Source organism: Streptomyces sp. NBC_00038, from assembly GCF_026343635.1.
Classification (GTDB): Bacteria; Actinomycetota; Actinomycetes; order Streptomycetales; family Streptomycetaceae; genus Streptomyces.
Window position 1 is genome coordinate 72,627 of the sequence record NZ_JAPELQ010000001.1, and the last position, 22,197, is coordinate 94,823.

The 22,197-nt window shown below is 67.3% G+C and carries 23 protein-coding genes and 2 pseudogenes; 12 read left to right on the top strand and 13 right to left on the bottom strand.

Going from position 1 to position 22,197, the window contains the following annotated elements; genetic code table 11:
* Positions 1-71 precede the first annotated feature (71 nt).
* The 5 genes from OG219_RS00400 to OG219_RS00420 form a co-directional block, all read right to left on the bottom strand.
* Positions 72-401 carry a hypothetical protein gene (locus OG219_RS00400; RefSeq protein WP_266821641.1) on the bottom strand — a complete coding sequence of 110 codons (330 nt, stop codon included), beginning with the start codon at positions 399-401 and terminating at the stop codon, positions 72-74.
* Positions 402-552: 151 nt separating this feature from the next.
* The gene (locus OG219_RS00405) at positions 553-1,515 is read right to left on the bottom strand and encodes a threonine/serine dehydratase (RefSeq protein ID WP_266821642.1); all 963 of its coding nucleotides are present in this window, start codon (positions 1,513-1,515) and stop codon (positions 553-555) included.
* 28 nt (positions 1,516-1,543) lie between these two features.
* The gene (locus tag OG219_RS00410; protein WP_266821644.1) at positions 1,544-2,020 is read right to left on the bottom strand and encodes a hypothetical protein; all 477 of its coding nucleotides are present in this window, start codon (positions 2,018-2,020) and stop codon (positions 1,544-1,546) included.
* Between the two features lie 329 nt (positions 2,021-2,349).
* Positions 2,350-3,516: a trans-acting enoyl reductase family protein gene (locus OG219_RS00415; RefSeq protein WP_266821646.1), complete on the bottom strand. Its 1,167-nt coding sequence runs from the start codon at positions 3,514-3,516 to the stop codon at positions 2,350-2,352.
* Positions 3,517-3,591: 75 nt separating this feature from the next.
* Entirely contained in the window at positions 3,592-4,608 is a 1,017-nt protein-coding gene (locus OG219_RS00420) for an AraC family transcriptional regulator (protein ID WP_266821648.1), read from the bottom strand.
* Between the two features lie 119 nt (positions 4,609-4,727).
* Here OG219_RS00420 and OG219_RS00425 point away from each other — a divergent pair, with 119 nt between their 5' ends.
* The 3 genes from OG219_RS00425 to OG219_RS00435 are packed head-to-tail and all read left to right on the top strand — an operon-like array spanning position 4,728 to position 8,087.
* Positions 4,728-6,278, top strand: coding sequence for an NAD(P)/FAD-dependent oxidoreductase (locus OG219_RS00425; protein ID WP_266821650.1), 1,551 nt, complete (start codon positions 4,728-4,730; stop codon positions 6,276-6,278).
* Positions 6,217-7,008 carry an SDR family oxidoreductase gene (locus OG219_RS00430; protein WP_266821652.1) on the top strand — a complete coding sequence of 264 codons (792 nt, stop codon included), beginning with the start codon at positions 6,217-6,219 and terminating at the stop codon, positions 7,006-7,008. The genes OG219_RS00425 and OG219_RS00430 overlap by 62 nt, the downstream gene beginning before the upstream one ends.
* The gene (locus OG219_RS00435) at positions 7,005-8,087 is read left to right on the top strand and encodes an alpha/beta hydrolase (RefSeq protein WP_266821654.1); all 1,083 of its coding nucleotides are present in this window, start codon (positions 7,005-7,007) and stop codon (positions 8,085-8,087) included. Before OG219_RS00430 ends, OG219_RS00435 begins: the two co-directional genes overlap by 4 nt.
* Positions 8,088-8,156: 69 nt before the next feature.
* Here OG219_RS00435 and ykgO read toward each other — a convergent pair whose 3' ends face one another.
* The 6 genes and pseudogenes from ykgO to OG219_RS00465 all read right to left on the bottom strand — a co-directional run bounded on the left by ykgO (position 8,157) and on the right by OG219_RS00465 (position 12,095).
* A complete protein-coding gene (gene ykgO, locus OG219_RS00440) occupies positions 8,157-8,279 on the bottom strand; it encodes a type B 50S ribosomal protein L36 (protein WP_043662604.1) in 123 nt (40 codons plus the stop codon).
* Positions 8,276-8,524 (bottom strand): type B 50S ribosomal protein L31, encoded by a 249-nt coding sequence (locus OG219_RS00445; RefSeq protein ID WP_266821658.1) that lies wholly within the window; start codon positions 8,522-8,524, stop codon positions 8,276-8,278. Before OG219_RS00445 ends, ykgO begins: the two co-directional genes overlap by 4 nt.
* A gap of 50 nt (positions 8,525-8,574) precedes the next feature.
* Positions 8,575-8,739 (bottom strand): 50S ribosomal protein L33, encoded by a 165-nt coding sequence (gene rpmG / locus OG219_RS00450; RefSeq protein ID WP_266821660.1) that lies wholly within the window; start codon positions 8,737-8,739, stop codon positions 8,575-8,577.
* Between the two features lie 94 nt (positions 8,740-8,833).
* Entirely contained in the window at positions 8,834-10,714 is a 1,881-nt protein-coding gene (gene nhaA / locus OG219_RS00455) for a Na+/H+ antiporter NhaA (RefSeq protein WP_266821662.1), read from the bottom strand.
* Between the two features lie 110 nt (positions 10,715-10,824).
* Positions 10,825-11,185: pseudogene (locus OG219_RS00460) on the bottom strand (phosphoglucomutase, alpha-D-glucose phosphate-specific); the annotation flags it as partial.
* Positions 11,186-11,324: 139 nt separating this feature from the next.
* A pseudogene (locus OG219_RS00465) lies at positions 11,325-12,095 on the bottom strand (SDR family oxidoreductase).
* A gap of 202 nt (positions 12,096-12,297) precedes the next feature.
* Here OG219_RS00465 and OG219_RS00475 point away from each other — a divergent pair.
* Positions 12,298-12,762, top strand: coding sequence for a CGNR zinc finger domain-containing protein (locus OG219_RS00475; protein WP_266821664.1), 465 nt, complete (start codon positions 12,298-12,300; stop codon positions 12,760-12,762).
* Complete coding sequence (locus OG219_RS00480) at positions 12,759-12,995, top strand: hypothetical protein (RefSeq protein ID WP_266821666.1); 237 nt, start codon at positions 12,759-12,761, stop codon at positions 12,993-12,995. Before OG219_RS00475 ends, OG219_RS00480 begins: the two co-directional genes overlap by 4 nt.
* Before the next feature lie 56 nt (positions 12,996-13,051).
* Here OG219_RS00480 and OG219_RS00485 read toward each other — a convergent pair whose 3' ends face one another.
* Positions 13,052-13,876, bottom strand: a complete 825-nt coding sequence (locus OG219_RS00485; RefSeq protein WP_266821668.1) for an IS5 family transposase — start codon at positions 13,874-13,876, stop codon at positions 13,052-13,054.
* Between the two features lie 396 nt (positions 13,877-14,272).
* On the opposite strand from OG219_RS00485, the gene OG219_RS00490 reads away from it, so the two are divergent.
* The 4 genes from OG219_RS00490 (at position 14,273) to OG219_RS00505 (ending at position 17,509) form a co-directional block, all read left to right on the top strand.
* Complete coding sequence (locus tag OG219_RS00490; protein WP_266821670.1) at positions 14,273-15,013, top strand: class I SAM-dependent methyltransferase; 741 nt, start codon at positions 14,273-14,275, stop codon at positions 15,011-15,013.
* A gap of 312 nt (positions 15,014-15,325) precedes the next feature.
* Positions 15,326-16,312, top strand: a complete 987-nt coding sequence (locus tag OG219_RS00495; RefSeq protein ID WP_266821672.1) for a phosphotransferase family protein — start codon at positions 15,326-15,328, stop codon at positions 16,310-16,312.
* Between the two features lie 175 nt (positions 16,313-16,487).
* Positions 16,488-16,841, top strand: coding sequence for a VOC family protein (locus tag OG219_RS00500; RefSeq protein WP_266821674.1), 354 nt, complete (start codon positions 16,488-16,490; stop codon positions 16,839-16,841).
* Positions 16,842-17,083: 242 nt separating this feature from the next.
* The gene (locus tag OG219_RS00505) at positions 17,084-17,509 is read left to right on the top strand and encodes a DUF6193 family natural product biosynthesis protein (protein WP_266821676.1); all 426 of its coding nucleotides are present in this window, start codon (positions 17,084-17,086) and stop codon (positions 17,507-17,509) included.
* A gap of 179 nt (positions 17,510-17,688) precedes the next feature.
* On the opposite strand, the gene OG219_RS00510 is transcribed toward OG219_RS00505, so the two are convergent.
* Entirely contained in the window at positions 17,689-18,690 is a 1,002-nt protein-coding gene (locus tag OG219_RS00510) for a LacI family DNA-binding transcriptional regulator (RefSeq protein ID WP_266821678.1), read from the bottom strand.
* 317 nt (positions 18,691-19,007) lie between these two features.
* Between OG219_RS00510 and OG219_RS00515 the strand changes: the two genes are divergently transcribed.
* The 3 genes from OG219_RS00515 to OG219_RS00525 are packed head-to-tail and all read left to right on the top strand — an operon-like array spanning position 19,008 to position 22,163.
* The gene (locus OG219_RS00515; protein WP_266821680.1) at positions 19,008-20,345 is read left to right on the top strand and encodes an ABC transporter substrate-binding protein; all 1,338 of its coding nucleotides are present in this window, start codon (positions 19,008-19,010) and stop codon (positions 20,343-20,345) included.
* 7 nt (positions 20,346-20,352) lie between these two features.
* A complete protein-coding gene (locus OG219_RS00520; protein ID WP_266821682.1) occupies positions 20,353-21,309 on the top strand; it encodes a carbohydrate ABC transporter permease in 957 nt (318 codons plus the stop codon).
* A 47-nt stretch (positions 21,310-21,356) separates the two neighbouring features.
* Positions 21,357-22,163, top strand: a complete 807-nt coding sequence (locus OG219_RS00525) for a carbohydrate ABC transporter permease (RefSeq protein ID WP_266835953.1) — start codon at positions 21,357-21,359, stop codon at positions 22,161-22,163.
* The last annotated feature ends 34 nt before the right edge of the window (positions 22,164-22,197 follow it).

Consider the following 22,197-nt stretch of genomic DNA (forward strand, 5'->3'; position numbering starts at 1 on the left):
GGGAGTGCGGAGATCGGGAAGCAAAAGGACTCACCGATCGCCTGTCGGTGAGTCCTTGGGTGCGGGGTGTGTCAGTGGGACGAGACGAACCCTGCTGACTCGTCGAGGTGGAAGGGTAAGCCGGGGCTCTCGGGTGTCCAGCCCTGGGTGATGGCGGTGCGGATGGTGTCAGCCACCTGGGATGGCAGGACCGGGTTGCTTGGGGTTCCGAACCAGTTGCTCGGATGCGGCTGGTTGGTAGTGATCACCAGTGTGCTGCCGGGATGGTCCGCGTGTTCGACCGCGTAGGTGAGCGGCGAGTGGACCAGTCCCTGGTCGTAGGTCGGCCGTCCGCGCAGGCGCCAACGGTAGGTGGTGCCGTCCACGTTGATGAGCCGCGATCCCTTTTTGACCAGTGCCATGTCCACATCCTTTCCGATGTGACAGTAGTGAACGGCGACCGATCGTGTCCTGCCGATTCCCGTCGGACGGTGTCAGCGTCTGTGTATCGACTGTTTGGGCGGCTCCGGCGCTGCCCCGTCGGCGCGGGGAGGCGGCGTCCATCCCGCCGGCTCACGTGCGGACCCAGCGGTGGTAGGCGCCCAGGTCGACGTTGCTGCCGCAGATGATGGTCGCCACGTGGCGGCCGGCGAAGCGGTCGCGGTCTTCCAGGATGGCCGCGACACCTAGGGCCGCTGAGGGTTCGACGACCAGCCCCGCGCGCTCCAGGAGCATCCGCATGCCCGCGACGATGGACGCCTCGTGGACCAGCACAGCGTCGTCGGCCACCGTGAGGAGGTCGTCCAGGACTGCGGGGATGGGGTACCGGCCGGCGACGCCGTCGGCGATGGTGTCGGTCGAGTCGGTGGTGATGACCTGGCGCTGTTGCCAGGAGCGGGTCATCGCGGGTGCGCCGAGGGGCTGCACGCAGATCACTTCGACGTCTGGCGAAAGGGTCTTCAGGACGTAGCCCACGCCGGTGGCCATCGCGCCGCCGCCCAGGGCGATCAGGACAGCGTCGAAGGAGGACGCCCCGTTTGCCAGTTCCAGGCCGATGGTCGCAGCGCCCTCGCAGGTCTCGATGTCGAGGCTGTCCTCGACCAGCCGGACGCCGCGTCTTTGCGCGATACTCACGGCCCGTTCGCGGGCCATCTCGAAGTCGCCGTCGACCAGCTCCAACTCCGCACCCAGCGCGTGGATCCGATCGAGCTTGGCAGCGGGCGCCATGCGTGATGCCACGACCGTCACGTCGAGGCCACGGCGGCGACCGGACCAACCGAGTGCCTGGCCGAGGTTGCCGGCGCTGGCACACACTGCGGCTGTGCGGCCCTGGTCGGTCAGCAGGCTGGCGACGAGTTCGGTGCCGCGGGCCTTGAAGCTACGCACCGGGTTCGCCGTTTCCAGCTTGATACTCACCGTGCAGCCAAGCTCGCGTCCCAACGCGTCGCACTGGTACAGCGGAGTGTCCAGGAAGATCGGGTCGATTTCCTGGCGGGCCGCGCGGATCCGTCCAAGATCGAGGCGCGTCGTGAGCATGGCAGCAACGTAACGCACAGCGGCATCGTCATGATGTGGGCGGGTCCAGCTGCGGCTCCAGCCGTACCTCAGTCACGCTCACGCCCTCCGGAGCACCGAACGCCTCAACCATGACGCCGTTGTTGATGCCGGTGACTTCCAGAGCCAAGCGCTCGGCCCCCACACGCACGTCCAGCCTTGCCACGGGTTCGCCCGAGAAGTCCGGCATACGGTGGATCCGCGCCGCCGGGTATTTCAGGCTCGTCAGCTTGTCCCGCATCTCCCCGTACGTGGTGGTGTCCATCCCTGAGAACGCCCTGCTGATGCGCAGTTGGTGCCTCTGGGCAGCGCACTCCTCTGCCACGGTCAGCGGCACCGGATCGACCAGGACGGGCAGGGTGGAGTCGGGGGTCGGCTCCGCTGCCGTGGTCTCGGCTACGGAGGCCGATGCCACGGCTTCCACGCCGCTGGAGACGTCCAGGGCACAACTCTGCGAGATGAGGTCCACCATCTCGAGGAACCGCACCTCCGCGTCGTCGTCACTCGTCGCCGCGACGGTGCTGACGACGGAGGTCTGATCGGCGGTGGCATTCTGCGTACCGAAGCCGACCAGGACGACGACGCCGCCGAGCGCGGCCGCCAGCAGGGACTTAGCCGACCGCCGGCAACCCGCTGACCTTCGAGCGCCGTGCCTGCGGCGTCGGGGCGAAGGGCCTGCGCTCCTACGACTGGGCCCTGGCCTTCCTCACGATCACCGACACCGGAACGCAACGCCCTCTGAAAAGCCGTCGATGACGAACCGCACCAACATCTTCAGGTCCGGAACCCTCAACTCCCCCTCTGGCGAGCGCACCGTCAAGTCCTTGACGTGGACTGTCGTTCCTCGACGAGTTCAAACGTGACCCCAGCCCTGACCAAGCGGTCGATCAGCGCGTCGCCCATCGCAGCAGCCGGCGTAACCGGACCGGCCGTCCGCGGCAGGTCGTCGAATGCGAGGCTCATCGCGGATTCGCCGAGGATCTTGGCTGTTTCGGTATAGCCGGGGTCGCCGCCCGACACGCGGCAGACCACGTATCGGTCGCCACCGCTGCCGTGGAAGGTGACAGTGAACGTGCTCTTGGCGCGGACCTCCTCCGTCGGCCCCGCACCCGAGTCCTTCAACTTGAGCAGTACCGACCGCAGCGGCTTGATCTGCGCACCGACCAGCAACGTAGCGACCAAACCGATGATCCCCGCCGCAGCCGGAAAGTGGCGGGTTCCGATCCAGTGGCGGTACGTGAAGTCCGGTCCGTACCGGTCGAGCAGTCGGCCCGAGTACGCGATGTTCTGACCGTCGACACCGGGAAACGGCACGAGCCAGAGTCCGAAGCGGCGCGTCGGCCGTGCGCTCGGGTTCCGCGAGACGCGACCCGTCGGTTGCCCCTCGACGGCGGCGCGATCTCGGGCCGCGGCACGCCACTGGCGTAGACGCGAAAGGTAGTTGACGACCGTGTGGAACGTGCCGCCCGAGAAGTCCGCCGAGGTCTGGACGACCCCGTCGACGGTGATCGGTACGTCCTCAGGAAGATGCTTGAGGGTGAAGTACGTGCCGAGGTCGTGCGGCACCGAATCGAAGCCTGCCGAGTGCACGATCCTGGCGCCGCTGGAGGCGGCGGTGGCGCGGTACTTCACGAACATGGAGTCGACGAACTCCTGCTCGGCCGCCAGGTCGAGATAGTCGGTGCCCGCTTCCGCGCAGGCCTTCACGAGTGCCTCGCCGTACTTCAGGTAGGGGCCTACGGTCGTGATCAGGACCCGGGTCGAGGCAGCGACCTTCGCGAGTGCGGCCGGATCGGACGAGTCCGCGACGAGGATCGGCAGGTCGGGCAGTCCCAGACCGTCCCGGACAGCCTCCAGCTTCTGGGAGCTCCGGCCTGCGATGGCCCAACGGGCGCCGGCAGGCAGATGTTCAGCAAGGTATTCGGCAGCGAGCCGACCGGTGAAGCCGGTCGCTCCGAAGACGACGATGTCGCAGTTGCGCATGGCCACGACTCTTGGCCATGGCCCAGCCCTGGGGCAGGTGCCGATCGGCGCAGGACTTGTGAGTTTCGGCGGCCGTCAGCCCTGCCTCAGCAGGGCGGTCCGGTATGCGCGAGGTCCCATCCCCTTCCAGCGCCGAAACGCGTGCGAAAAACTGGACACTTCTCGATAGCCGAGTCGTTCAGCGGCTTGGGCGACCGCGAGTCCCTCGCTGATCATCTCCTCGGCGAGACGCTCCCGGATCTCGTCCAGTAGCTCGCGGTAGGAAGTCCGCTCGGCGGCCAGGCGTTCACGGAGGGTCCGGGAACTCATCATCAGTTCGCGGGCGACGTGTTCGGCCGTCGGCGGGTCACCGGGTCGCGCCAGCAGCAGGTCACGCACGCGGCCTGCCACACCGGTACGGGCGCTGCTGCGGTCGAGCAACTCCCGGCACTGCTCCTGCGCGAGCGCTTGGGTGTGAGCGTTGGCCTGTGGCATCGGCAGGTCGAGCAGGGCGGCATCCACGGCAAGGACCGTCTCGTCGCCGTCGAACTCCGGCGTGATGCTCAGGATCTGTTCGTAACGCTCCGGGTCCGCGGGCGGGAACGAGAGCACCAGCCGTCGGATCTGGATCCGGGCGGAGAAGAGCTCCCGTTGAAGCACGGTGATGACCGCGAGATCACGTTCGATGGTGAAACGCCTCAACGGCTCGGGCACATCCGGAGCGGTAAGTACCAACTGGGCCTCATCGCCAGTGCGACGGAGGTCGAAGTGCGACCAGGCGTACGTGAGGTCAAGGTACTGAAGGGCGATTTTGATCGCGGCGCCGAGCGTTGGGCTGCTCACCAGGGCGAAACCCCAGAAGCCGAAGGACGTGAGGTGGAAGCGGCTGCCGGCCTCCAGCCCGAGATGGCCCCGGCCGCCGGTCGCTGCCAGCAGGTTGCCGACCACCACCTGTTCCTGCCGCGCGGTCACTTCAGTACCGGTTTCACGCAGCGCCGCTTCAGTGAGTCCGGTGCCGGCCAAGGATGCGGTTGCGGGCACACCGAGATCAACACCCAGGTCAACCAGCACCGACACGCTGGTCGGCGGTCGAGGAATCTCCCACTGCACCATCGGCGCCTCCGTTCGAGCCTTCGCCGAATCTAACAACTCCGGCGCCGACAGACACCTCCTCCGTGGTGATCGAGACGCGGAACATCGAGGTCAGGACGGATCACGGAAGGGCCTGAAAGATGGCGCACACCGCCTCGATCGCGATCATCGGCACCGGCTTCGCCGGCCTCGGCATGGCCGTTCGACTCAAGAGAGCCGGATTCCACAACCTGACGCTCTTCGAGAAGGCCGACGACGTCGGCGGCTGCTGGCGGGACAACACCTACCCGGGCGCCGCATGCGATGTCCCCTCGCACTTGTATTCCTACTCATTTGCCCAGAACACCGAATGGTCCCGACGCTTCGCGCCGCAGGCCGAGATCCACCAGTACCTGCGTGACACCGCGAGCAAGTTCGGCGTCACGCCCCACATCCGCTTCAACGCCCACGTGACCACCGCGGAATTCGATGAAGAATCGGCCACCTGGGCAATAACCCTTGAGGACGGGTCCGTCCACGTCGCCGACATCCTCATCGCCGCCACAGGCCTCTTGAACCGTCCTCTCATCCCCGGTATCCCCGGACTCGACACCTTCCAGGGCGAGCAGTTCCACTCCGCGACCTGGAACCACGATTACGACCTGACCGGCAAATCCGTCGCCGTCGTCGGCACCGGTGCCTCAGCCATCCAGTTCGTCCCGGCGATCGCGCCCCACGTCGCACAACTGAAGCTGTTCCAGAAGGACGCCGCACACGTCATCCCCAAGCCGGACCACGCCTACGCTCCGATTGCCCGGACGGCGTTCCGCAGGATTCCGGGTCTGCAGCGACTCTCACGCTGGCTCACCTACTGGCAGTTGGAACCACGCGGCGCCGCGTTCACCAGGTTTCCCCAGTTGCTCAAACTCGCCGACCGACAATTCCGGCGCAATATCTCGCGTCAGGTCACGAACGACGCGTTGCGCACCAAGTTGACCCCTGAGGATCCGATCGGCTGCAAGCGCATTCTCCTCTCCAACGAGTACTACGGAGCGCTGAACCGCGCCAACGTCGACGTCGTGACCTCGGCGATCACCGAAGTCACGCCCACCGGCGTCAAGACCTCCGACGGCAGACTCCACGAAGTCGACGCGATCATCTACGGCACCGGTTTCAAGGCCACCGAAGTCCTCGGCCCAATTCACGTCACCGGACGCAACGGACAGGTGTTGCACAAGGCGTGGCGCGACGGCGCCGAAGCGCACCTGGGCGTCAGTGTCGCCGGATTCCCCAATCTGTTCATCCTCTACGGACCGAACACCGGACTCGGCCACAGCTCGGTCGTACTGATGCTGGAAGCCCAGATGAACTACGTGCTTCAAGCAGTCAGGCGACTCGCCAAGGGCGACATCGCCTGGCTGGAGGTCTGGTCCGCCGTGCAGGCCGGTTCCAACGCCGCCCTCCAGCAACGCATCCGCACCAGTGTCTGGGCCCAGGAATGCGACAGCTGGTACAAGACCACGTCCGGCAAGAACACCATCCAATGGCCCGGCTTCACCTTCGAGTACGCGGCACGCACCCGTCGACTGGACGAGTCCGACTTCCACCTTGAACCCGTTGGCACCCGTGGCCTCCCACCCAGGAGAAACAATGAACGTGAGACTCAGCGGATCCCGAATTCTGCTGACCGGCGCAACCGGTGGCCTCGGTAAAGGCTTGGCCCGAGCGTTGCGCGCCCACGGCGCTGAATTGATCCTCACGGGTCGACGGGTGGAAGTCCTCGAAAGTCTCGCCGCCGAGATCGGCGCGACGTCGATCGCCGCCGACCTGTCGGTCCCCGCCGATGTCTCACGACTGCTGGATGAAGCCGGCCCGATCGAGATCCTGATCAACAACGCGGCACTGTCGACAGTCGGCCCGGTGGTCGACTTCTCCGAGGAGGAGATCGCTCGCGCGGTCGACGTCAACCTGGTCGCACCGATTCTGCTCTCACGAGCCGTCACGCCGCAGCTTGTCGGACGCGGGCACGGCCACATCGTGTTCATCGGGTCGATGGGAGGTCGTACCGCTTCCAAGGGGTCAGCGATGTACAACTCCACCAAGTTCGGCCTGCGCGGGTTCGCTCTCGCGCACCGGCAGGATCTGCACGGCACAGGGGTCGGTGTCTCGATCGTCGAGCCGACCTTCGTGAGAGATGCCGGGATGTACGCCGACAGCGGCGCCGCGTTGCCCAAGGGCGTGCGAACGGTTTCCCCGGACGATGTCACGCGAGCGGTGATCCGCAGCATCGAGAAGAACGTCGACGAGATCGTGGTCGCGCCGCTCGAACAGAGACTCCAGGCGTCGCTCGCCCTGGTCGCACCCTCTGTGGATGCCCGGCTGCAACGTGCGTTCGGAATCAGTGATGTGTTCGGCACATACCCTGGAGTGACGAAGCGATGAAGGCACCTGTCAAGCACTCACTGGCCGATCGCGTCGCACGGCTCGTCGTGCGGAGCCTGGTCAGGCTCCCCGCTCCCGTCAAGCGCAGGCTCGCGGGCCGGCCGACCGTGGTCGACGGCCAGACGCTGGATGTCAACACTCAGGTCGGTCTGCGTCTGATACGTCTCGCCGGCTGGGGCGACTTCGCCTCCATGCCGATCGGGAAGGCCCGCGCTCAACTGTCGGCGGAAGCATGGATCTTCGGCGATGAGCTGCCCATCGAGACGGTCGAGGACATCACGATTCCCGCCGCTCACCTCGACCTGTCGGCCCGGGTCTACCGTCCGGCCGGACTCACCGGCCCGGCGGGCGGGCTCGTCCACTTCCACGGGGGTGGCTGGACCCTCGGTGGCCTTGAGGCGGCCGACGGCGTCTCCCGGTGGCTTGCGCACCACGCCGGCATCGTCGTGATCTCGGTCCACTACCGGCTGGCCCCGGAGAACCCGTTCCCTGCCGCTCTCGACGACGCGATCGGCGCCTACACCCATGTGGCAACCCACGCCAAGGAGTACGGGCTGGACCCGGCCCGCATCGGCGTCAGCGGCGAGAGCGCGGGCGGGAACCTGGCCGCCGTCATCGCCCAGGAGACGGCTCGTGCCGCTCGCCGCGGGCCATCGCCGACTCCGGCACTGCAGGTGCTCTTCCAGCCGGTCACCGATCTGTCTGCCAAGCGTGCGTCATACCGGCTGTTCGGCGAGGGATTCACCATGACCGAAGCCGACATGGACCTCTACAGGCGGTCCTACCTGGGCGACCACGGGTCGGCCACCGATCCGCGCATCTCCCCGCTGCTGGCCGACGACCTGTCCGGCGTCGCACCGGCCTACATCTCGACCGCCGGATTCGACGTCCTGCGAGACGAAGGCGAGGCCTACGCACGCAGACTCGAACAGGCCGGCGTGCCCGTCACGCTGGTACGGACACCGAGCCTCGCGCACAGCGCCATCAACGTCCCAAACATTTGCCCCCCGGCGCAGGACGCTCTGCTCGCCGCAGCGGAATCCATCCATTCAGCACTGGCCTCCCGTGCTGACGTCTAGGAGCGCAGAACGACAACGGCCCGGCCACCGCGGAATGCGGGGCCGGGCCGACCGGTCGTGCGCGCCGTCTCAGCCCTGGCGGGCCTTGAAGCGCGGGTCCTTCTTATTGATCACGAATGTCACACCCCGGCGGCGTACCACTTGCGCGCCGGGCTTGGACTTCAGTGAGCGCAGGGAGTTGCGGACCTTCATGACGTCCTCCCGTAGCGGCGCTCGAAGCGTTCCACGCGGCCCGCGGTGTCCACGACCCGCTTGCTCCCGGTGTAGAAGGGGTGGCTGGCCGACGAGATCTCGACGTCGATCAGCGGGTAGGTGTTCCCGTCCGCCCATTCGATCGTGCGCGACGAGTGTGCGGTCGAGGTGGTGAGAAACGCGGTGTCCGCCGTGCGGTCGCGGAAGACGACCGGACGGGAGTCGGGGTGGATGCCAGGCCTCATGGTGCTTCCTTCCTCAGGCTGTCCGCGGTGGGACGGCCGCTCTGCTGGGTTCAACGCTCCTCGCGGAAAGTGACGTGCTCCCCCGCCACCGGGTCGTACTTGCGCAGGACAAGCCGGTCGGGGTCGTTGAGACGGCTCTTGCGCGTCACATAGGTGACGCCGGTCCCGGCCGTCGACTTCAGGGTGACGACGGGACGAGTGGTAGTGCGTGCCATGAGGTCCTCCTTCCGCCCACATCCCGGGATTTTGTCCCGAGCATGTCAGCTACATTTGTCTCAACACCGGCACCCGTCGGTGCATTCCCGCTGCCTAGACGGCCACCGCCGCCCGCTCACGAGCGGCTCGTACGGCCTGTGACAGGCCGGCGATGTCGTAGGTGCCGTGGTGTCTGCGGCCGTTCACGAAGAAGGTGGGGGTGCCCGCGACGCCGCTGAGGTCGGCGGACTCGACGTCCTCGGCGACATGGGCCGCCCCCGCGTGAGCGCGCATGTCCCGTTCGAAGCGGGTGGTGTCCAGGCCGATTTGTGCGGCGTAACCCCGCAGGTCGTCGAAGCGCAGGGCACCCTGGTGGCTGATCAACAGGTCGTGCATGTCCCAGTACCGATCCTGCAGAGCGGCGGCCTCCGCGGCCTCGGCGGCGAGCTGGGCGTGGATGTGGACGTCGGTGAGCGGAAGGTGGCGCCACACGTAGCGGACGTCGTCCCCGAAGTCTCCGAGCAGTTCGCGTACGACCGGCTCGGCCTGTCCGCAGTAGGGGCACTCGTAGTCGCCGTACTCCACGACGGTCACCGGCGCGTGCCGCGGTCCGCGCAGGTGGTCGCGGTCGGGGTCGACGGGTACCGACAGGTCGACGATGGTCTCCGCCCGGCCGAACAACGCCCTGAGCCGTACCTGGCCCGGCAGTAGCCCGATCACTCCCGTGACCAGTCTGGAGAGCAGGAACGAGCCGATCACGGCGCTGAGAATTCCGGTCTTCGCATCCTCCAGGCTGGTGCCGTCGAAGGCGAGGGTCGCGATGAGCAGGGAGACCGTGAAGCCGACTCCGGCCAGGGTGCCGCCCGCGGTCACGGCTCCCCAGCCGACCGGTGGCCGGATGCGTCCGCGGGACAGGACGTTGGTCAGCACCGTTGCCGACACGATGCCGAGGGGCTTGCCGACGACGTAGCCGATGAGGATGCCCAGGGCGACGGGTGAGGTGAAGGCGCGTGCCAGCTGGTCCCCGCTGAGGTGGACACCGGCGTTGGCGAGCGCGAACAGCGGGACCACCGCATAGCTCGCCCAGGGGTGGAAGATGCGCTGCAGACGGTCGTTCGGTGAGATCGCCGAGGCGATGCCGGCGCGTACGTCACGTTCCAGCTCGGATGTGGGCTGCTCGCGGAACAGCCGGAACAGACCGGTGGCGCGTTCCAGGTCGTCGCGCGTCGCCGGATAGGCGTACGAGATCATCCCCATGGCCAGTCCGATGACGACCGGGTCCACGCCCGATTCGAGCAGGGCGACCCAGGCGACGAGCGCGAGCAGCGCGTACACAGGGCCTCGGCGCACCTTGAACCGCCGCAAGAGCAGGATGACGGCGAACGTACCCACGGCGACGAGGAGCGCCGGTACGGCGATGTGGTCGCTGTAGAAGACGGCAATGACCAAGAGCGCCAGGAAGTCGTCGACGACGGTGATCGTGAGGAGGAAGACCCGCAGTCCGGGCGGCATACGGCGGCCCACGACGGCCAGCATGCCCAGTGCGAAGGCCGTGTCGGTGGACATCGCCACGCCCCAGCCGTTCGCCGTTCCGTGACCGCTGTTGATCAACAGGTAGATGCCGATGGGCACGAGCATCCCGCCGACACCCGCGACGAGCGGCAGAGCCAGGCGCTTGCGCTCACGCAGCTCGCCCATGTCGAACTCGCGGCGCGCCTCCAGGCCGACGACCAGGAAGAACAGCGTCATCAGCCCGCTGTTCACCCACTCGCGCAGGTCGAGCGAGACCCCGTGCGAGCCGAGCTGGACGGACAGGTGGGTCTGCCAGAACGACTCGTACACCGACGGAGCCGCGTTGGCCCAGACGAGCGCGGCGAGCGCCGCCGTCACCAGGACGGCGGCGCTTCCGGTCTCGGTCCGCAGGAAGTCGCGCAGCGGGGTGCGCGAGTCGTCGCAGGCGGTCTGCCCCGTGTAGTCGGTGGCTTCGAAGGACATGCGTTGTTCACTTCCACCTGGCGTTGTGACTCACGTGTCGGCCCAACATCGTCGGCCACATCTTTCATTCCTGCAGCAGGCGCCCCTGCCCACAGCCCAGGGAAGCCGCCCAGCGTCGCCCCGACCACGGCCTTGGCCTCGTCCCGCACCTGGCTGAGGCGGTCCGGCCGAGGAATGACTCGGCATAGATGTTGTGGACATCCTCGGTGCCCGAGGGACGCGCCGCGAACCAGGCGTTGGCGGTCATCGCCTGATGCCGCCGAGGGCCGCGCCGTTGCGGGGGCCTCCGCGAGCACACCGGGTGACGGCCCTGCCAGCCAGGGAAGGTGTCGGCGGTGACCTGCGCGGGCGAGAGTTCGGCGAGCAGCGCCTTCTCCTCGCGGCTTCTGGGGCCTCGATCCGTGCAGAGGCCGGCGCGCCGAAACGGTCCGTCAGAGCGGCGTAGTGCTCAAGTGGACCCTGCGACGACACCCGCTCAAGGCCGCCTGATCAGCACCAGCACCCCTTCGCGGACTTGCGCGGACCAGCACTAGCGCCTGTCCGGCGGACCGTACGTCCGCCGCCGGAGCCGTTGCCGCCGCCGCGGCGCCGGGCCCCGCATCGGCCGTGATCAGACGGATTTGACCTCGCCGCCGTCCATGCGGAGCGTTGAGCCGGTCATCCAGCGGGCCGCGGGTGAGACCAGGAAAGCCATCAGTTCGGCGATCTCCTCCGGTCGGCCGAAGCGTGCGATCTCGGCCTTCTGCGGGAACTTGTCGATCGCTTCCTCGACGGTCATGCCGTGGCTGGGCGCTCAGTGTTCAAGGTACGAACGGCGGCGATCCGTCATGACAGGGCCGGGCAGGACACTGTTGACCTGGACGCCGTCGGCGATGCCACGGTCGGAGAAGGCCTTCGCGAGGGCGGCGATCGCCGCGTTAATCGTGCCCACAGCCGCGTAGGGCGCCTTGGGAAACGTGGCGGAGTTACCCGACATCAGCACGACGGAACCTTTGGTCTCGGCCAGCGCCGACCACGCCTCGATCGTCAGTCGCCGGGCCCCGTGGAGCTTGGGGCCCAGGCCCGCATCCCACTGGTCGTCCGTCATCTCGAACAGATCGATCTGGGGCACCGCACCTGCGATGTTGACGAGAGCGTCGATGCGTTTGAAGGCATCGAGGGTATGCCCGACCACTGTTGCGGCCGCCGTCCGGTCCGCGAGGTCCAGGCCGATGACGAGCGCCTCGGCCCCTTCCTCTCGCACCTTGGCTGCTGTCTCCTCCAGATGCCTCGGATTCCGTGCGACGAGCACGACCGAGGAAAAGTCCCGCGCCAACCGGATCGCCGTGGCACGCCCTATCCCCTGGCTGGCCCCGGTGACCGCTGCCGTTGAGTTCGCCATATCGCTTCTCCTTGACCGCTCGGGGCCCAGCCGGCGAGGAAGCCGCGTATCGCCGTCGCGATCTCCTCGGCATGGGTTTCCAGAGCGAAGTGGCCGGTGTCGACGAATCGAACGTCGGCTTCGGGGATGTCACGCCTGAAGGCTTCGGCGCCGGCGGGCAGGAAGAACGGATCGTTCTTGCCCCACAGTGCGGGAGCAGGCCATGCCCGGCGAGCTCGACACGGTCGCTGCCCAGGCGCGGAATCTGCGCGAGGAGTTCCGAACATTCGTCCGTGAACACAAGGGCAGGCCCCTGGAGTCGGAGGCCCTGGGAGACCTGGCGCCGCTGAACCGACTGCTCGCACGGGACGAGGGATTCTTCCAACTCGACGTCGACTTCGACTTCGCGAAAAAGCCGAACGGACCAGCTCTCCAACTGCGGAGAGTGCGCCGCTGGCGCTCACCGGACTCACTGCTGCCCATCGGCGAAGCGCTGGCGAGGCTCCTCAGCGAGGAGGACTTCTCCGACATCAAGGCCTGCGAAGGCCCGGCGTGCACGCTCATGTTCGTCGACCACACCCGCGGGCGTGTCCGCAGGTGGTGCAGCATGGCGCTCTGCGGCAACCGGGCAAAGCAGACCGCACACCGCAACCGGTTCAAGAAGATCCAGGACACCACAGACGCGTGACCGGCCCACGTCCGGGATCGCTGGGTCGGCTTGGGGGCTGTGGCCCAACCCTGCTGGAGGGCGCGGACACCGCCCACGGCGCCGTCCAACTCCCGCAGAACGAGCGGCTCGACCCGCCACCGCCGATCGAACTGCCCTCGGTCTGCCGCAAATCGGCCATCACCCTGAAGCGACTCGAACAAGCCCCGGGAACGACGAAGATCCCGCCGATCATGAAGATCGGCGGGATCTAGTCAACTGCTCCCGAGCTAAGTGAGCGTTTGGTTCTCCGATGTCTGTTTCATTTGGCTTAGCTGTCGCGCCAGTTGGGGGTGGTTTCGTGGGTGAGGCGGCGGGTCATGAGGTTGATGGCGGCTAGTTGGATCATGGCGGCTGAGCGGTGCGGGTGGGTTTCGTAGTCGCGGGCGAGGCGGCGGTGGTGCATGAGCCAGCCGAGGGTGCGTTCGATGACCCAGCGGCGGGGTTGGACGTGGAAGCCGCGGGTGGCGGGGTCGCGTTGGACGATTTCCAGGTCGATGCCGAGGTGGGCGGCGTGTTCGATGGCTTTGGTCTTGTAGCCGTTGTCGGCCCAGGCTTTGGTGATGGTGGGGTGGCGTGCGGCGACGCCTGTGAGGAGTTGGGTGCCGGCGGCGGAGTCGTGCACGCTGGCGGCGGTGACGGTGACGGCGAGCAGGAGTCCGAGCGTGTCGGTGACGATGTGCCGTTTGCGGCCGATGATCTTCTTGGCTGGGTCGATGCCTTGGCTGGTCATGGGGACGGTGGCGGAGGTTTTGATGCTCTGGCTGTCGATCAGGCAGGCGCTGGGCTCGCTGGTGCGGCCTTCGGCCTGGCGGACTTTGCCGCGGAGCAGTCCGGTCAGCTGGTCGAAGATGCCGTCGGCTTCCCAGTGAGCGAAGTAGCCGTAGACGCTCTGATGGGGCGGGAAGTCGTGGGGCAGGTAGCGCCAGGGGATGCCGGTGCGGTCGACGTAGAGGATGGCGTTCATCAGCGTGCGCAGATCGTGGGTGGGTTTGCGGATGCCGTTGCGGTGCTGACGCCAGGCTTCGAGGGTGGGGCGGATGAGATCCCAGCGGGCGTCGGACAGGTCGCTGGGGTAGGGCCGTGAGGGCTGCATGATGCCTGGGTATGTGGCGGCGGCCGGCCTGGGCAGGGCGTGTGCGGGGGTGTTCGGGGCGCCGGGGCATGAGTTCGCAATCCAGCGTGAACCGGTGGGTTTCCAAATGAGACGGGAGCTTCAATGAGGAACCCGGCGCATTGTCGGCTGCTTCATTGCTGCATAAGCCGTTTTCCTCGCGGATCGCCAAACCGGCGCCTCGGATCGGCGGCTCAAAATCGTGATGGACTACCGGATAAGCTAACCAAACGCTCACTAAGAGGGTGTCTCACGTGGCAAGTTTCGCGAGCCTAGGGCTCGTCCGGCGGATCACGGGCCGAGCCAGGGCCGGACCGAGGGCCGGCCAGTGCCCTAATCGTGTTGACCGCCCCCGGCAGGCAGTGTTGGAGTCGGCGCGTGGACAGCATCCCCGCCAACCGGCGGCTCTGGAACCAGATCAGCAGCGCCTACCAGCACGAGCACGACCCGCAAATCGGCGCCACACCCCGGCTGTGGGGCATGTACTCCATCCCCGACGCGCACCTGCACGCCCTGGGCGACGTCACCGGCAAGCGCGTCCTCGAACTCGGCTGCGGCGCCGGCCAGTGGTCCAGGGCGCTCGCCGCCGAGGGCGCCACCGTGGTCGGGCTCGACCTGTCCGAAGCCCAACTCGCCGCAGCGGCCCACGCGATGGGAGCGGCCCGCTACCCGCTGGTGCAAGGCGCCGCCGAACGACTCCCCTTCGCCGACGACAGCTTCGACCTGGTGTTCTGCGACTTCGGTGGGCTCAGCTGGGCGCCCCCGCACCTGGCCGTCCCGCAGGCCGCACGCGTCCTGGGCCGAGGCGGGCGCCTGGTGTTCAACGTCGCCAGCCCATGGTTCGAAGCTTGCTACGACGAAGCCGCCAGCCGCGTGACCACGACGCTGCAGCAGGACTACTTCGGGCTGAACACCATCGCCGAAGGCGACGGCGCGACCAGCTATCAGCTCACCTACGGCGGCTGGGTCAAGGTCCTGCGCGGCGCGGGTCTCATCATCGACGACCTCATCGAGCCGCGGCCCGAACTCGGAACACCCAACGGCTACAACAAAACCGACCCACCCGACTGGGCACACCGCTGGCCGGCGGAACTGCTCTGGGTAACCCACAAACCGTAGGTTCCGCCGCGGCGAGACGTGAGGGCATCCCCTCGCCGGGCAGGCCTGGGTTCTGTCCGGCGGATCATGGTCGGAGCAAGCGTGCAGGGCCCGTTTCACGGCGCATCATCTGGATTTCCAACGGGTCGGTGACTGCCTGTCGCGCGACAACTCGACCTGCTCGCGGTCACGATCACGGGTCGCCGCCGATCCGGAAGGCGCACCAGGAACCTATGGTTTCGTTCTTGCCTCGGCCGAGCGGTGGTCACCATCGCCCGGCAGGTGTCCGGGCTCGGGGAACCGGGTCGTGCAGTGTCGAGGTGGGGAGTGGGCGTGGAGAGCATCACCAAGAACCGGCAGTCTCCGGAGGTTCTGCGGGCCATGATCGAGCGGGCGTACGGCCGCGACCGTACGCCCGAGGGCGAGGGGTGGGTGAGCGAGCTGGCGCATGGCTGGTTCAACGTCGCCTACCGGATACGGCTGCGCGACGGCTACGAGGCCGTCCTGAAGATCGCGCCTCCGGCCGGGGTGGAAGTGATGACCTACGAGCAGGGCGCGATGGGGATCGAGCTGGCGGCGCTGGACCTGATCGGCAAGCACACCGATGTGCCGGTCCCCCGCGTCGACTTCGCCGACCGCAGTCGCGAACTCTGCGACGCGGACTGGTTCTTCATGCCGTACGTCGACGCCGACAATCTCGCCGTCGTCGGCCCCGAACTGCTGCCGCGTGAACTGGCCGAGTACAAGGAGCAGTTGGGTGCGGCCAACCGACAGATCAACTCCATCCGCGGCACGGCGTTCGGACCGCTGGCCGGCCCCGGGGACGCCTGCTGGCGACGGGTGTTCACGGACATCGTCGAGGACGTCCTGGTCGACGGCGAACGCCGCCGGGTCGATCTGGGCTGGGATTACGACACGGTGCGCGAGGTGCTGGCCGAGCACGCGGCGAGCCTGGACGAGGTGAGCGAACCACAGCTGGTGGAGTGGGATCTGTGGGACGGCAACGTCCTGGTCCGCGACGGGAAGATCGCGTGCGTCATCGACCACGAGCGGGCCTTCTTCGGTGACCCGCTCATCGAGCACGGGTTCGCCGGTACGCACATGGCCGCCTTCGGTGACCCCACGCACTTCATGCGCGGCTACCGACAACCCCCACTGACCGAGACCGAGAGCGTGCGCCGCCGCCTGTACTGCCTGCATCTGATGCTCATCATGGTGATCGAGACCGTCTACCGCGGCCACACCGACACCGCGCAGTACGACTGGGCACGCGAGCGGCTGACCGAGGCCATGGGCCTGCTGGGCCGCTTCCGCCGGTGAAAGCCTCCCCCGGCATCGGGACATCGGGAAGGCCGCCGGGCCGACGGCGACAGGCCCGCCGGGCAGGCTGCACGGGCCGGGCAGACGCACCCGAGCCGCCGACTCCAGGCGAGGGGTGAAGGGGGCGTTGGTGTGGTGCCGACCCGCCCGATCGCCGTCCTGGCAAGATGGCGGCATGGAACGTGTGCTTGGAATCGGTGGATACTTCGTGCGGGCCGCCGACCCGGCAGCCCTGAGCGCGTGGTACCGCGATTGCCTGGGCCTGGACGCCGATGAGAACGGCCTGTGGCGTCAGGAAGCCGGGCCGACGGTGTTCGCGACGTTCGAGTCCGAGACCGACTACTTCGGGTCCCGCGTCCAGCAGACGATGCTCAACTTCCGTGTCAGCGACCTGGATGCGATGCTCGCGCAATTGCGCGCCAAGGGAGCGGACGTGGCCGAAGAATCGCAGGACATGGAGGGTGTCGGTCGATTCGGCTGGGTCACCGATCCCGAAGGCAATCGGGTCGAGCTGTGGCAGCCCGCCTGACCGCGTCTCACGCAGGCGGCGACGTGCTGGTGGACCCTCAGGATGTCGACGCGTGAACCTTGGTCAGGCACGCGTGCCCACCCGCGAGAGGCCGACGAGTCTCAGCGAATGTTGATCCCGCCGAGACGGCTGGGTGTCCTGCACCTGGAGTGCTTTCCCTGGCAGCTGCCCGGCGCCAGACTGTGGCTGTGAGCTTCAACCACTCCGACGCTGCGGGACACTCGTTGCCGACCGAGGCGAACTTGCCTGATCTGGCTGTGGCGCACGGGCGTGGATCGGTCGACGCTGTCGAGACGAAGTGGCGGCAACTGCCGCTGACCTGGCAGTCGATCCGCGCAAGGCACGGGATCACCAGTCCCGGGTTCGCCTTCCCGGGCATCCTTCCCCTCGTGGATGCGGCTGGCGCACAGCCGAGACTGCGGCAGCTCTACCCGTTCACCAGCCACTTCACGCTGCTCTTCAGCAGCTGTACCCGATACCCCTACTTGGTAGAGGCGCCGGCCGTCGAACCGCTCCGCGACGGACGGTTCCGCGTCTGCAGCCCCCGCGGCGGTGCGGTGATCGGCGAGACCGAGACGGCAGAGGAGGCCGTCATCCTCGTCATCACCCACCTCCCCGATGGCCTCGGCCCGGCGGTCGCCGGTACTGCTGACGATCTCGGCCGATGACATCGGACGCCCAGGCCCAATGATCTTACGAATGGCCGCCTCAGGCCCACGCTTGGCAGACAGGACAAGCTGAGCTCCGCCGACGCGGCGCCCCCGGTCCCGGGCGCCGACGTCCGCCGCGGGGACCCAGGTCCCGCGGCGGACGGAACCTGCCACTGTCGCGGCCGGGCCGGCCGGCCCTACGCCGACTCCCGCAACCGCAGCTTTCCGTGGACCACCAGCTCGTCCCGGGTGAGCCCGCCGGTGCGGGTCAGCAGCCGCGCCGCCTGTTCGACGGCGAGCGCGCCGAGCTCCCGGGTGTCGAGGGCGACGGTGGACAGGGGCGGATCGACCAGGGATCCGAGCTGAAGGCCGTCGAAGCCGATCACGGCGAGGTCCTGGGGGACCTGGCGTCCGAGCCGGCGGGCGGCACGCAGTGCGCCTATGGCGATGATGTCGTTGAACGTGAACACGGCGGTGACGTCGGGGTGCCGGGCGAGCAGCTCCTTCAGCGCGCCCTCCCCGCCCTCCACGCTCTGGTCGGCGCGGCTCACCGCGTCGGAGTCGAGTCCGCAGGCGTCCATCGCGGCGACGAACCAGTCGTGCCGGTTGCTCGGCTCGGACCGGCCCGCGTGATCGAGCATGCCGATCCGCCGGTGTCCCGACTCGGCGAGATGGCGGATCGCGGAGGCGACGCCCTGCTCTCCGTCGATCCGGATCGTGCTGAACCGCTCGGAGCGGTGCTCCCGGTCGATGAGCACGACCGGCATCCCCCGGGTCAGCCGGTCGATCTCCTCCTCGGTCAGGCTCATGTACCCCACGACCGCGTCCACCTGCGAGGCGATCGCCTCCAGGGTGCCCCGCTCCTCCTCGACGCGATCACCGGTGTCGCACACGACGACATGCCAGCCGCGGGTCCGCGCCGCGTCCAGGGAGGCGGCGGCGACCTCGGTGAAGAAGGGGTTGAGCAGATCGGGGATCACGAGCCCGACACTGATCGTGTCCTGGCGGACGAGCCCCCGGGCGAACCGGCTCGGTCGGTATCCCAGCGCGAGGGCGGCATCGAGGACGCGCTGCTTGGTGGCGACACCGATCTCCTCCTTGTCGTTGAGCGCCCGGGACACCGTCTGCCGGGACACCCCGGCACTCCGGGCCACATCGTCGATCGTCACCCGGCGGGGTCCGGTCCCCGACGACGCCATCCTTCACCTCCGCGTGTTGTCGACGCGCGTGCGCCGCAAGGGACACTGAGTATGCCCCGGGCCGACATTCTGTTGCGACCAGGTGTGCGAGCGGCTGAGGGTGCTCCCCTGACTCAAGAGCCTTGACACTCGGCCCAGCCGAAGCGCAAAATCCCAATCACTTCACCACAGCCCTCTCGTTACCGCTCCCGTGAGCGCTCACGTTACCGCTCACGGGAGCGCTCACGGAAGCACATTCCTACCAGAAGGCATCCGCCTCCAGGTGTCAACGTCGACCCGCCTAGCACCGTCGCTAGTCGTTCTCTGGAACGGAAGATATGAGCAGCACAGTCACACGCACTCGCCTCGTCATCGCAGCCGCGGCCGCTGGCGTGGTCGTCCTCGCCGGGTGCTCGTCGTCGGACTCGTCGTCCGACAGCGCGTCCGCCCCCTCCTGTGAGCCCTCCAAGGGCAAGGTCACCCTCCAGTACTGGAACACCGTCAACGGCATGGACAAGGTCGTCGACCTGTGGAACAAGGAACATCCCGACATCCAGGTCGAGTCGAAGAACATCTCCAACGACCAGTACGGCGCGATCGGCAACGCCCTGAAGGCCGGTAAGGCGCCGGACCTCGCCCAGGTCGGCTACGACCAGCTGCCCACCCTGCGCTCCCAGAACGCCTTCGTGGACGCCTCGGCCTGCAAGACGGCCGCCGACACCGAGTCGAAGTTCGTTCCGTGGACCTGGTCGCAGGCCAGCTTCGGCGGTGAAGGGGTGTACGCCCTTCCGCAGGACACGGGCCCGATGGCCATGTACGTACGCACCGACATCTTCAAGAAGTACGACGTCCCGATTCCGACGACCTGGGACGAGTACACCGCCGCCGCGGAGAAGCTGCACAAGGCGGACCCGAAGCTCACCATGACGTTCTTCGACCCGAACAACGCCGAATGGTTCAACGGGCTCCTCTGGCAGAACAACGCGAACATGTACAGCTACTCCGCCGACAAGTGGCACGTCACCGTGGAGTCGGACAAGAGCAAGCAGGTCGCCGACTACTGGCAGAAGCTGATCGACGACAAGCTCGTGCGCACCGACCTCGCCAACGGGTCGACGCAGATGTTCGCCGCCTACCAGAACGACCAGATGGCCACCCAGCTCGGGGCGGCCTGGGGCTACACGGGCATCCGTGACAACCTGCCCGACCAGGCCGGCAAGTGGTCGATCGTCCCGATGCCGACCTGGGGTGCGGACGGCAACTCCGGTGACTGGGGCGGCTCGACCGTCGCGTTCATGAAGGGCGGCAAGCACCTCTACGAGGCGGCCGAGTTCAACACGTGGCTCAACACCGACCCCGAGGCGCTCGCGATGGCGAACGAACTGGGCGGCCTGTACCCGGCGTCCACCGACGGGCTGAAGCTTCCGGCGCTGTCCAAGGGTGTGCCGTACTACAACAACGAGAAGATCTTCGACGTCTTCGCCGAGTCGTCCAAGAAGGTCGACACCGACTTCAGCTGGGGTCCCACCCAGAAGACGGTGAACCTGGCGCTGCAGGACGCTATGGCCAAGGCGGTGGCCGGTGACGGCAAGCTGACCGACGCGCTCGCGGCTGCCCAGGCCTCCGCGCTGAAGTCGATGGACGACCTGGCGATCCCTGCCACGGCGGGCAAGTGACCACGGAATGACCGACATCGCCACCCGCCCCACCGACGCGGTGTCACCACCGCCCCGGGGCCGCCGCCGTCCGCGTCTGGACGTCGGCGGCCCCCGGGCCGGCACCATCGTCGCGTTCCTGACGCCCTTCTTCCTGCCGTTCGTCCTCTTCTACCTGGTGCCCATCGGCTACGCGCTCTGGCAGAGCTTCCGCGTGGTGCGCCGCTCCGGCGGGCAGTACGGCACCTCGTACACGACGTTCGGCGGTTTCGAGCAGTACGTCGAGGTGTTCCAGAACGACGAGTTCTGGGCCAGCATCGGCCGTATCGGCCTGTTCGGCATCGTGCAGGTGCCCGTGATGCTGTTCACCGCGCTGGTCATGGCACTGCTCCTCGACACCCACCTGCTGAAGCTCAAGGGGTTCTTCCGCACCGCCGCGTTCATGCCGTATGCGGTGCCCGGCGTCATCGCCGCGATCATGTGGTCGTATCTCTACTCGCCGCAACTCAGCCCGGTCGTCGACCTGTTGAACGGCATCGGTCTGAAGCCGGACTTCCTCGGCCCGGGTGCCGTGCTGTGGTCGGCGGCGAACGTCTCGACCTGGCTGTGGACCGGCTACAACATGCTGATCATGTTCTCGGCGCTGCAGTCCATCCCGCAGGAACTCTACGAGGCCGCGAGGATCGACGGGGCGAGCAACTGGGCCATCGCCTGGCGCATCAAGGTCCCGATCATCGCCCCGTCCATCGTCATGACCACGGTGTTCTCGATCATCGGCACACTCCAGCTGTACTCCGAGCCGGCCGTGCTGCGCCAGATCTCCTCGAACATCTCCAGCACGTTCACCCCGAACATGCTGGCGTACACCGTGGCCGTCGGGAACAACTACCAGCAGGCCGCCGCCATTTCGGTGGTCATCGCCGTCATCACGTTCGTCTTGAGCTTCGGGTTCATGCGACTGACCTCCAAGAGGGCGGGACTGTGAACAAGCAAACCCGTGTCCAGGAAAGCCGCGTGAGCCGTACGGCCGTCATGGCCCTGATGCTCGTGCTGGCGATGTACTTCCTGCTGCCGCTGTACTTCCTGATCGTCGCGGCGACCAAACCGCAGGGCGATCTCGCCTCCACCAGCGGCCTGACGTTCTCGAACTTCCAGCTGTTCGACAACCTGCACACCCTGTTCACCTTCAACGACGGCATCTTCGCCCGATGGATCCTGAACACGGTCGTCTACGCGGTGCTGGGCGCGGCCGTGGGCACCCTGATCTCGGCGCTGTGCGGCTACGCGCTCGCCAAGTTCCGCTTCCGCGGCCGGGAGTTCCTGTTCTCGGTGATTCTCGGCGGTGTGCTGGTCCCCAGCACCGCGCTGGCGCTGCCGCTGTTCCTGCTGTTCTCCGAAGTCGGGCTCGTCAACACCTACTTCGCGGTCTTCCTGCCGAGCATCGTCAGCCCGTTCGGCGTCTATCTCGCGAGGATCTTCGCGAATGCCGCGGTACCCCAGGAACTCATCGAGTCCGCGCGCCTGGACGGTGCCGGCGAGTTCCGCACGTTCTTCTCTGTGTCGTTCAAGCTGATGTCGCCGGCGCTGGTGACCATCTTCCTGTTCCAGTTCGTCGGCATCTGGAACAACTTCTTCCTCCCGATGGTGATGCTCCAGAAGGAGGAGCTCTTCCCGATCACGCTCGGCCTCTTCACCTGGAACGGGCAGACCGCCCGCACCCCGCTCCTCCAGGAGTCCGTGATCATGGGCTCGCTGGTGTCGATCGTGCCCGTGATCATCCTGTTCATCATCCTCCAGCGGTTCTGGCGCACCGGACTCGCCGCCGGCTCCCTCAAGTGACCGCTCCCGCCCCCCACCCCGTACAGAAGGTCCG

What these genes read in the sequence shown, in the direction of transcription:
- OG219_RS00400 (WP_266821641.1), bottom strand. Translation starts at nt 401, where the DNA reads ATGGCACTGGTCAAAAAGGGATCGCGGCTCATCAACGTGGACGGCACC.
- OG219_RS00405 (WP_266821642.1), bottom strand. Translation starts at nt 1,515, where the DNA reads ATGCTCACGACGCGCCTCGATCTTGGACGGATCCGCGCGGCCCGCCAG.
- OG219_RS00415 (WP_266821646.1), bottom strand. Translation starts at nt 3,516, where the DNA reads ATGCGCAACTGCGACATCGTCGTCTTCGGAGCGACCGGCTTCACCGGT.
- OG219_RS00420 (WP_266821648.1), bottom strand. Translation starts at nt 4,608, where the DNA reads ATGGTGCAGTGGGAGATTCCTCGACCGCCGACCAGCGTGTCGGTGCTG.
- OG219_RS00425 (WP_266821650.1), top strand. Translation starts at nt 4,728, where the DNA reads ATGGCGCACACCGCCTCGATCGCGATCATCGGCACCGGCTTCGCCGGC.
- OG219_RS00430 (WP_266821652.1), top strand. Translation starts at nt 6,217, where the DNA reads ATGAACGTGAGACTCAGCGGATCCCGAATTCTGCTGACCGGCGCAACC.
- OG219_RS00435 (WP_266821654.1), top strand. Translation starts at nt 7,005, where the DNA reads ATGAAGGCACCTGTCAAGCACTCACTGGCCGATCGCGTCGCACGGCTC.
- ykgO (WP_043662604.1), bottom strand. Translation starts at nt 8,279, where the DNA reads ATGAAGGTCCGCAACTCCCTGCGCTCACTGAAGTCCAAGCCCGGCGCG.
- OG219_RS00445 (WP_266821658.1), bottom strand. Translation starts at nt 8,524, where the DNA reads ATGAGGCCTGGCATCCACCCCGACTCCCGTCCGGTCGTCTTCCGCGAC.
- rpmG (WP_266821660.1), bottom strand. Translation starts at nt 8,739, where the DNA reads ATGGCACGCACTACCACTCGTCCCGTCGTCACCCTGAAGTCGACGGCC.
- nhaA (WP_266821662.1), bottom strand. Translation starts at nt 10,714, where the DNA reads ATGTCCTTCGAAGCCACCGACTACACGGGGCAGACCGCCTGCGACGAC.
- OG219_RS00475 (WP_266821664.1), top strand. Translation starts at nt 12,298, where the DNA reads ATGCCCGGCGAGCTCGACACGGTCGCTGCCCAGGCGCGGAATCTGCGC.
- OG219_RS00485 (WP_266821668.1), bottom strand. Translation starts at nt 13,876, where the DNA reads ATGCAGCCCTCACGGCCCTACCCCAGCGACCTGTCCGACGCCCGCTGG.
- OG219_RS00500 (WP_266821674.1), top strand. Translation starts at nt 16,488, where the DNA reads ATGGAACGTGTGCTTGGAATCGGTGGATACTTCGTGCGGGCCGCCGAC.
- OG219_RS00510 (WP_266821678.1), bottom strand. Translation starts at nt 18,690, where the DNA reads ATGGCGTCGTCGGGGACCGGACCCCGCCGGGTGACGATCGACGATGTG.
- OG219_RS00515 (WP_266821680.1), top strand. Translation starts at nt 19,008, where the DNA reads ATGAGCAGCACAGTCACACGCACTCGCCTCGTCATCGCAGCCGCGGCC.
- OG219_RS00520 (WP_266821682.1), top strand. Translation starts at nt 20,353, where the DNA reads ATGACCGACATCGCCACCCGCCCCACCGACGCGGTGTCACCACCGCCC.
- OG219_RS00525 (WP_266835953.1), top strand. Translation starts at nt 21,357, where the DNA reads ATGGCCCTGATGCTCGTGCTGGCGATGTACTTCCTGCTGCCGCTGTAC.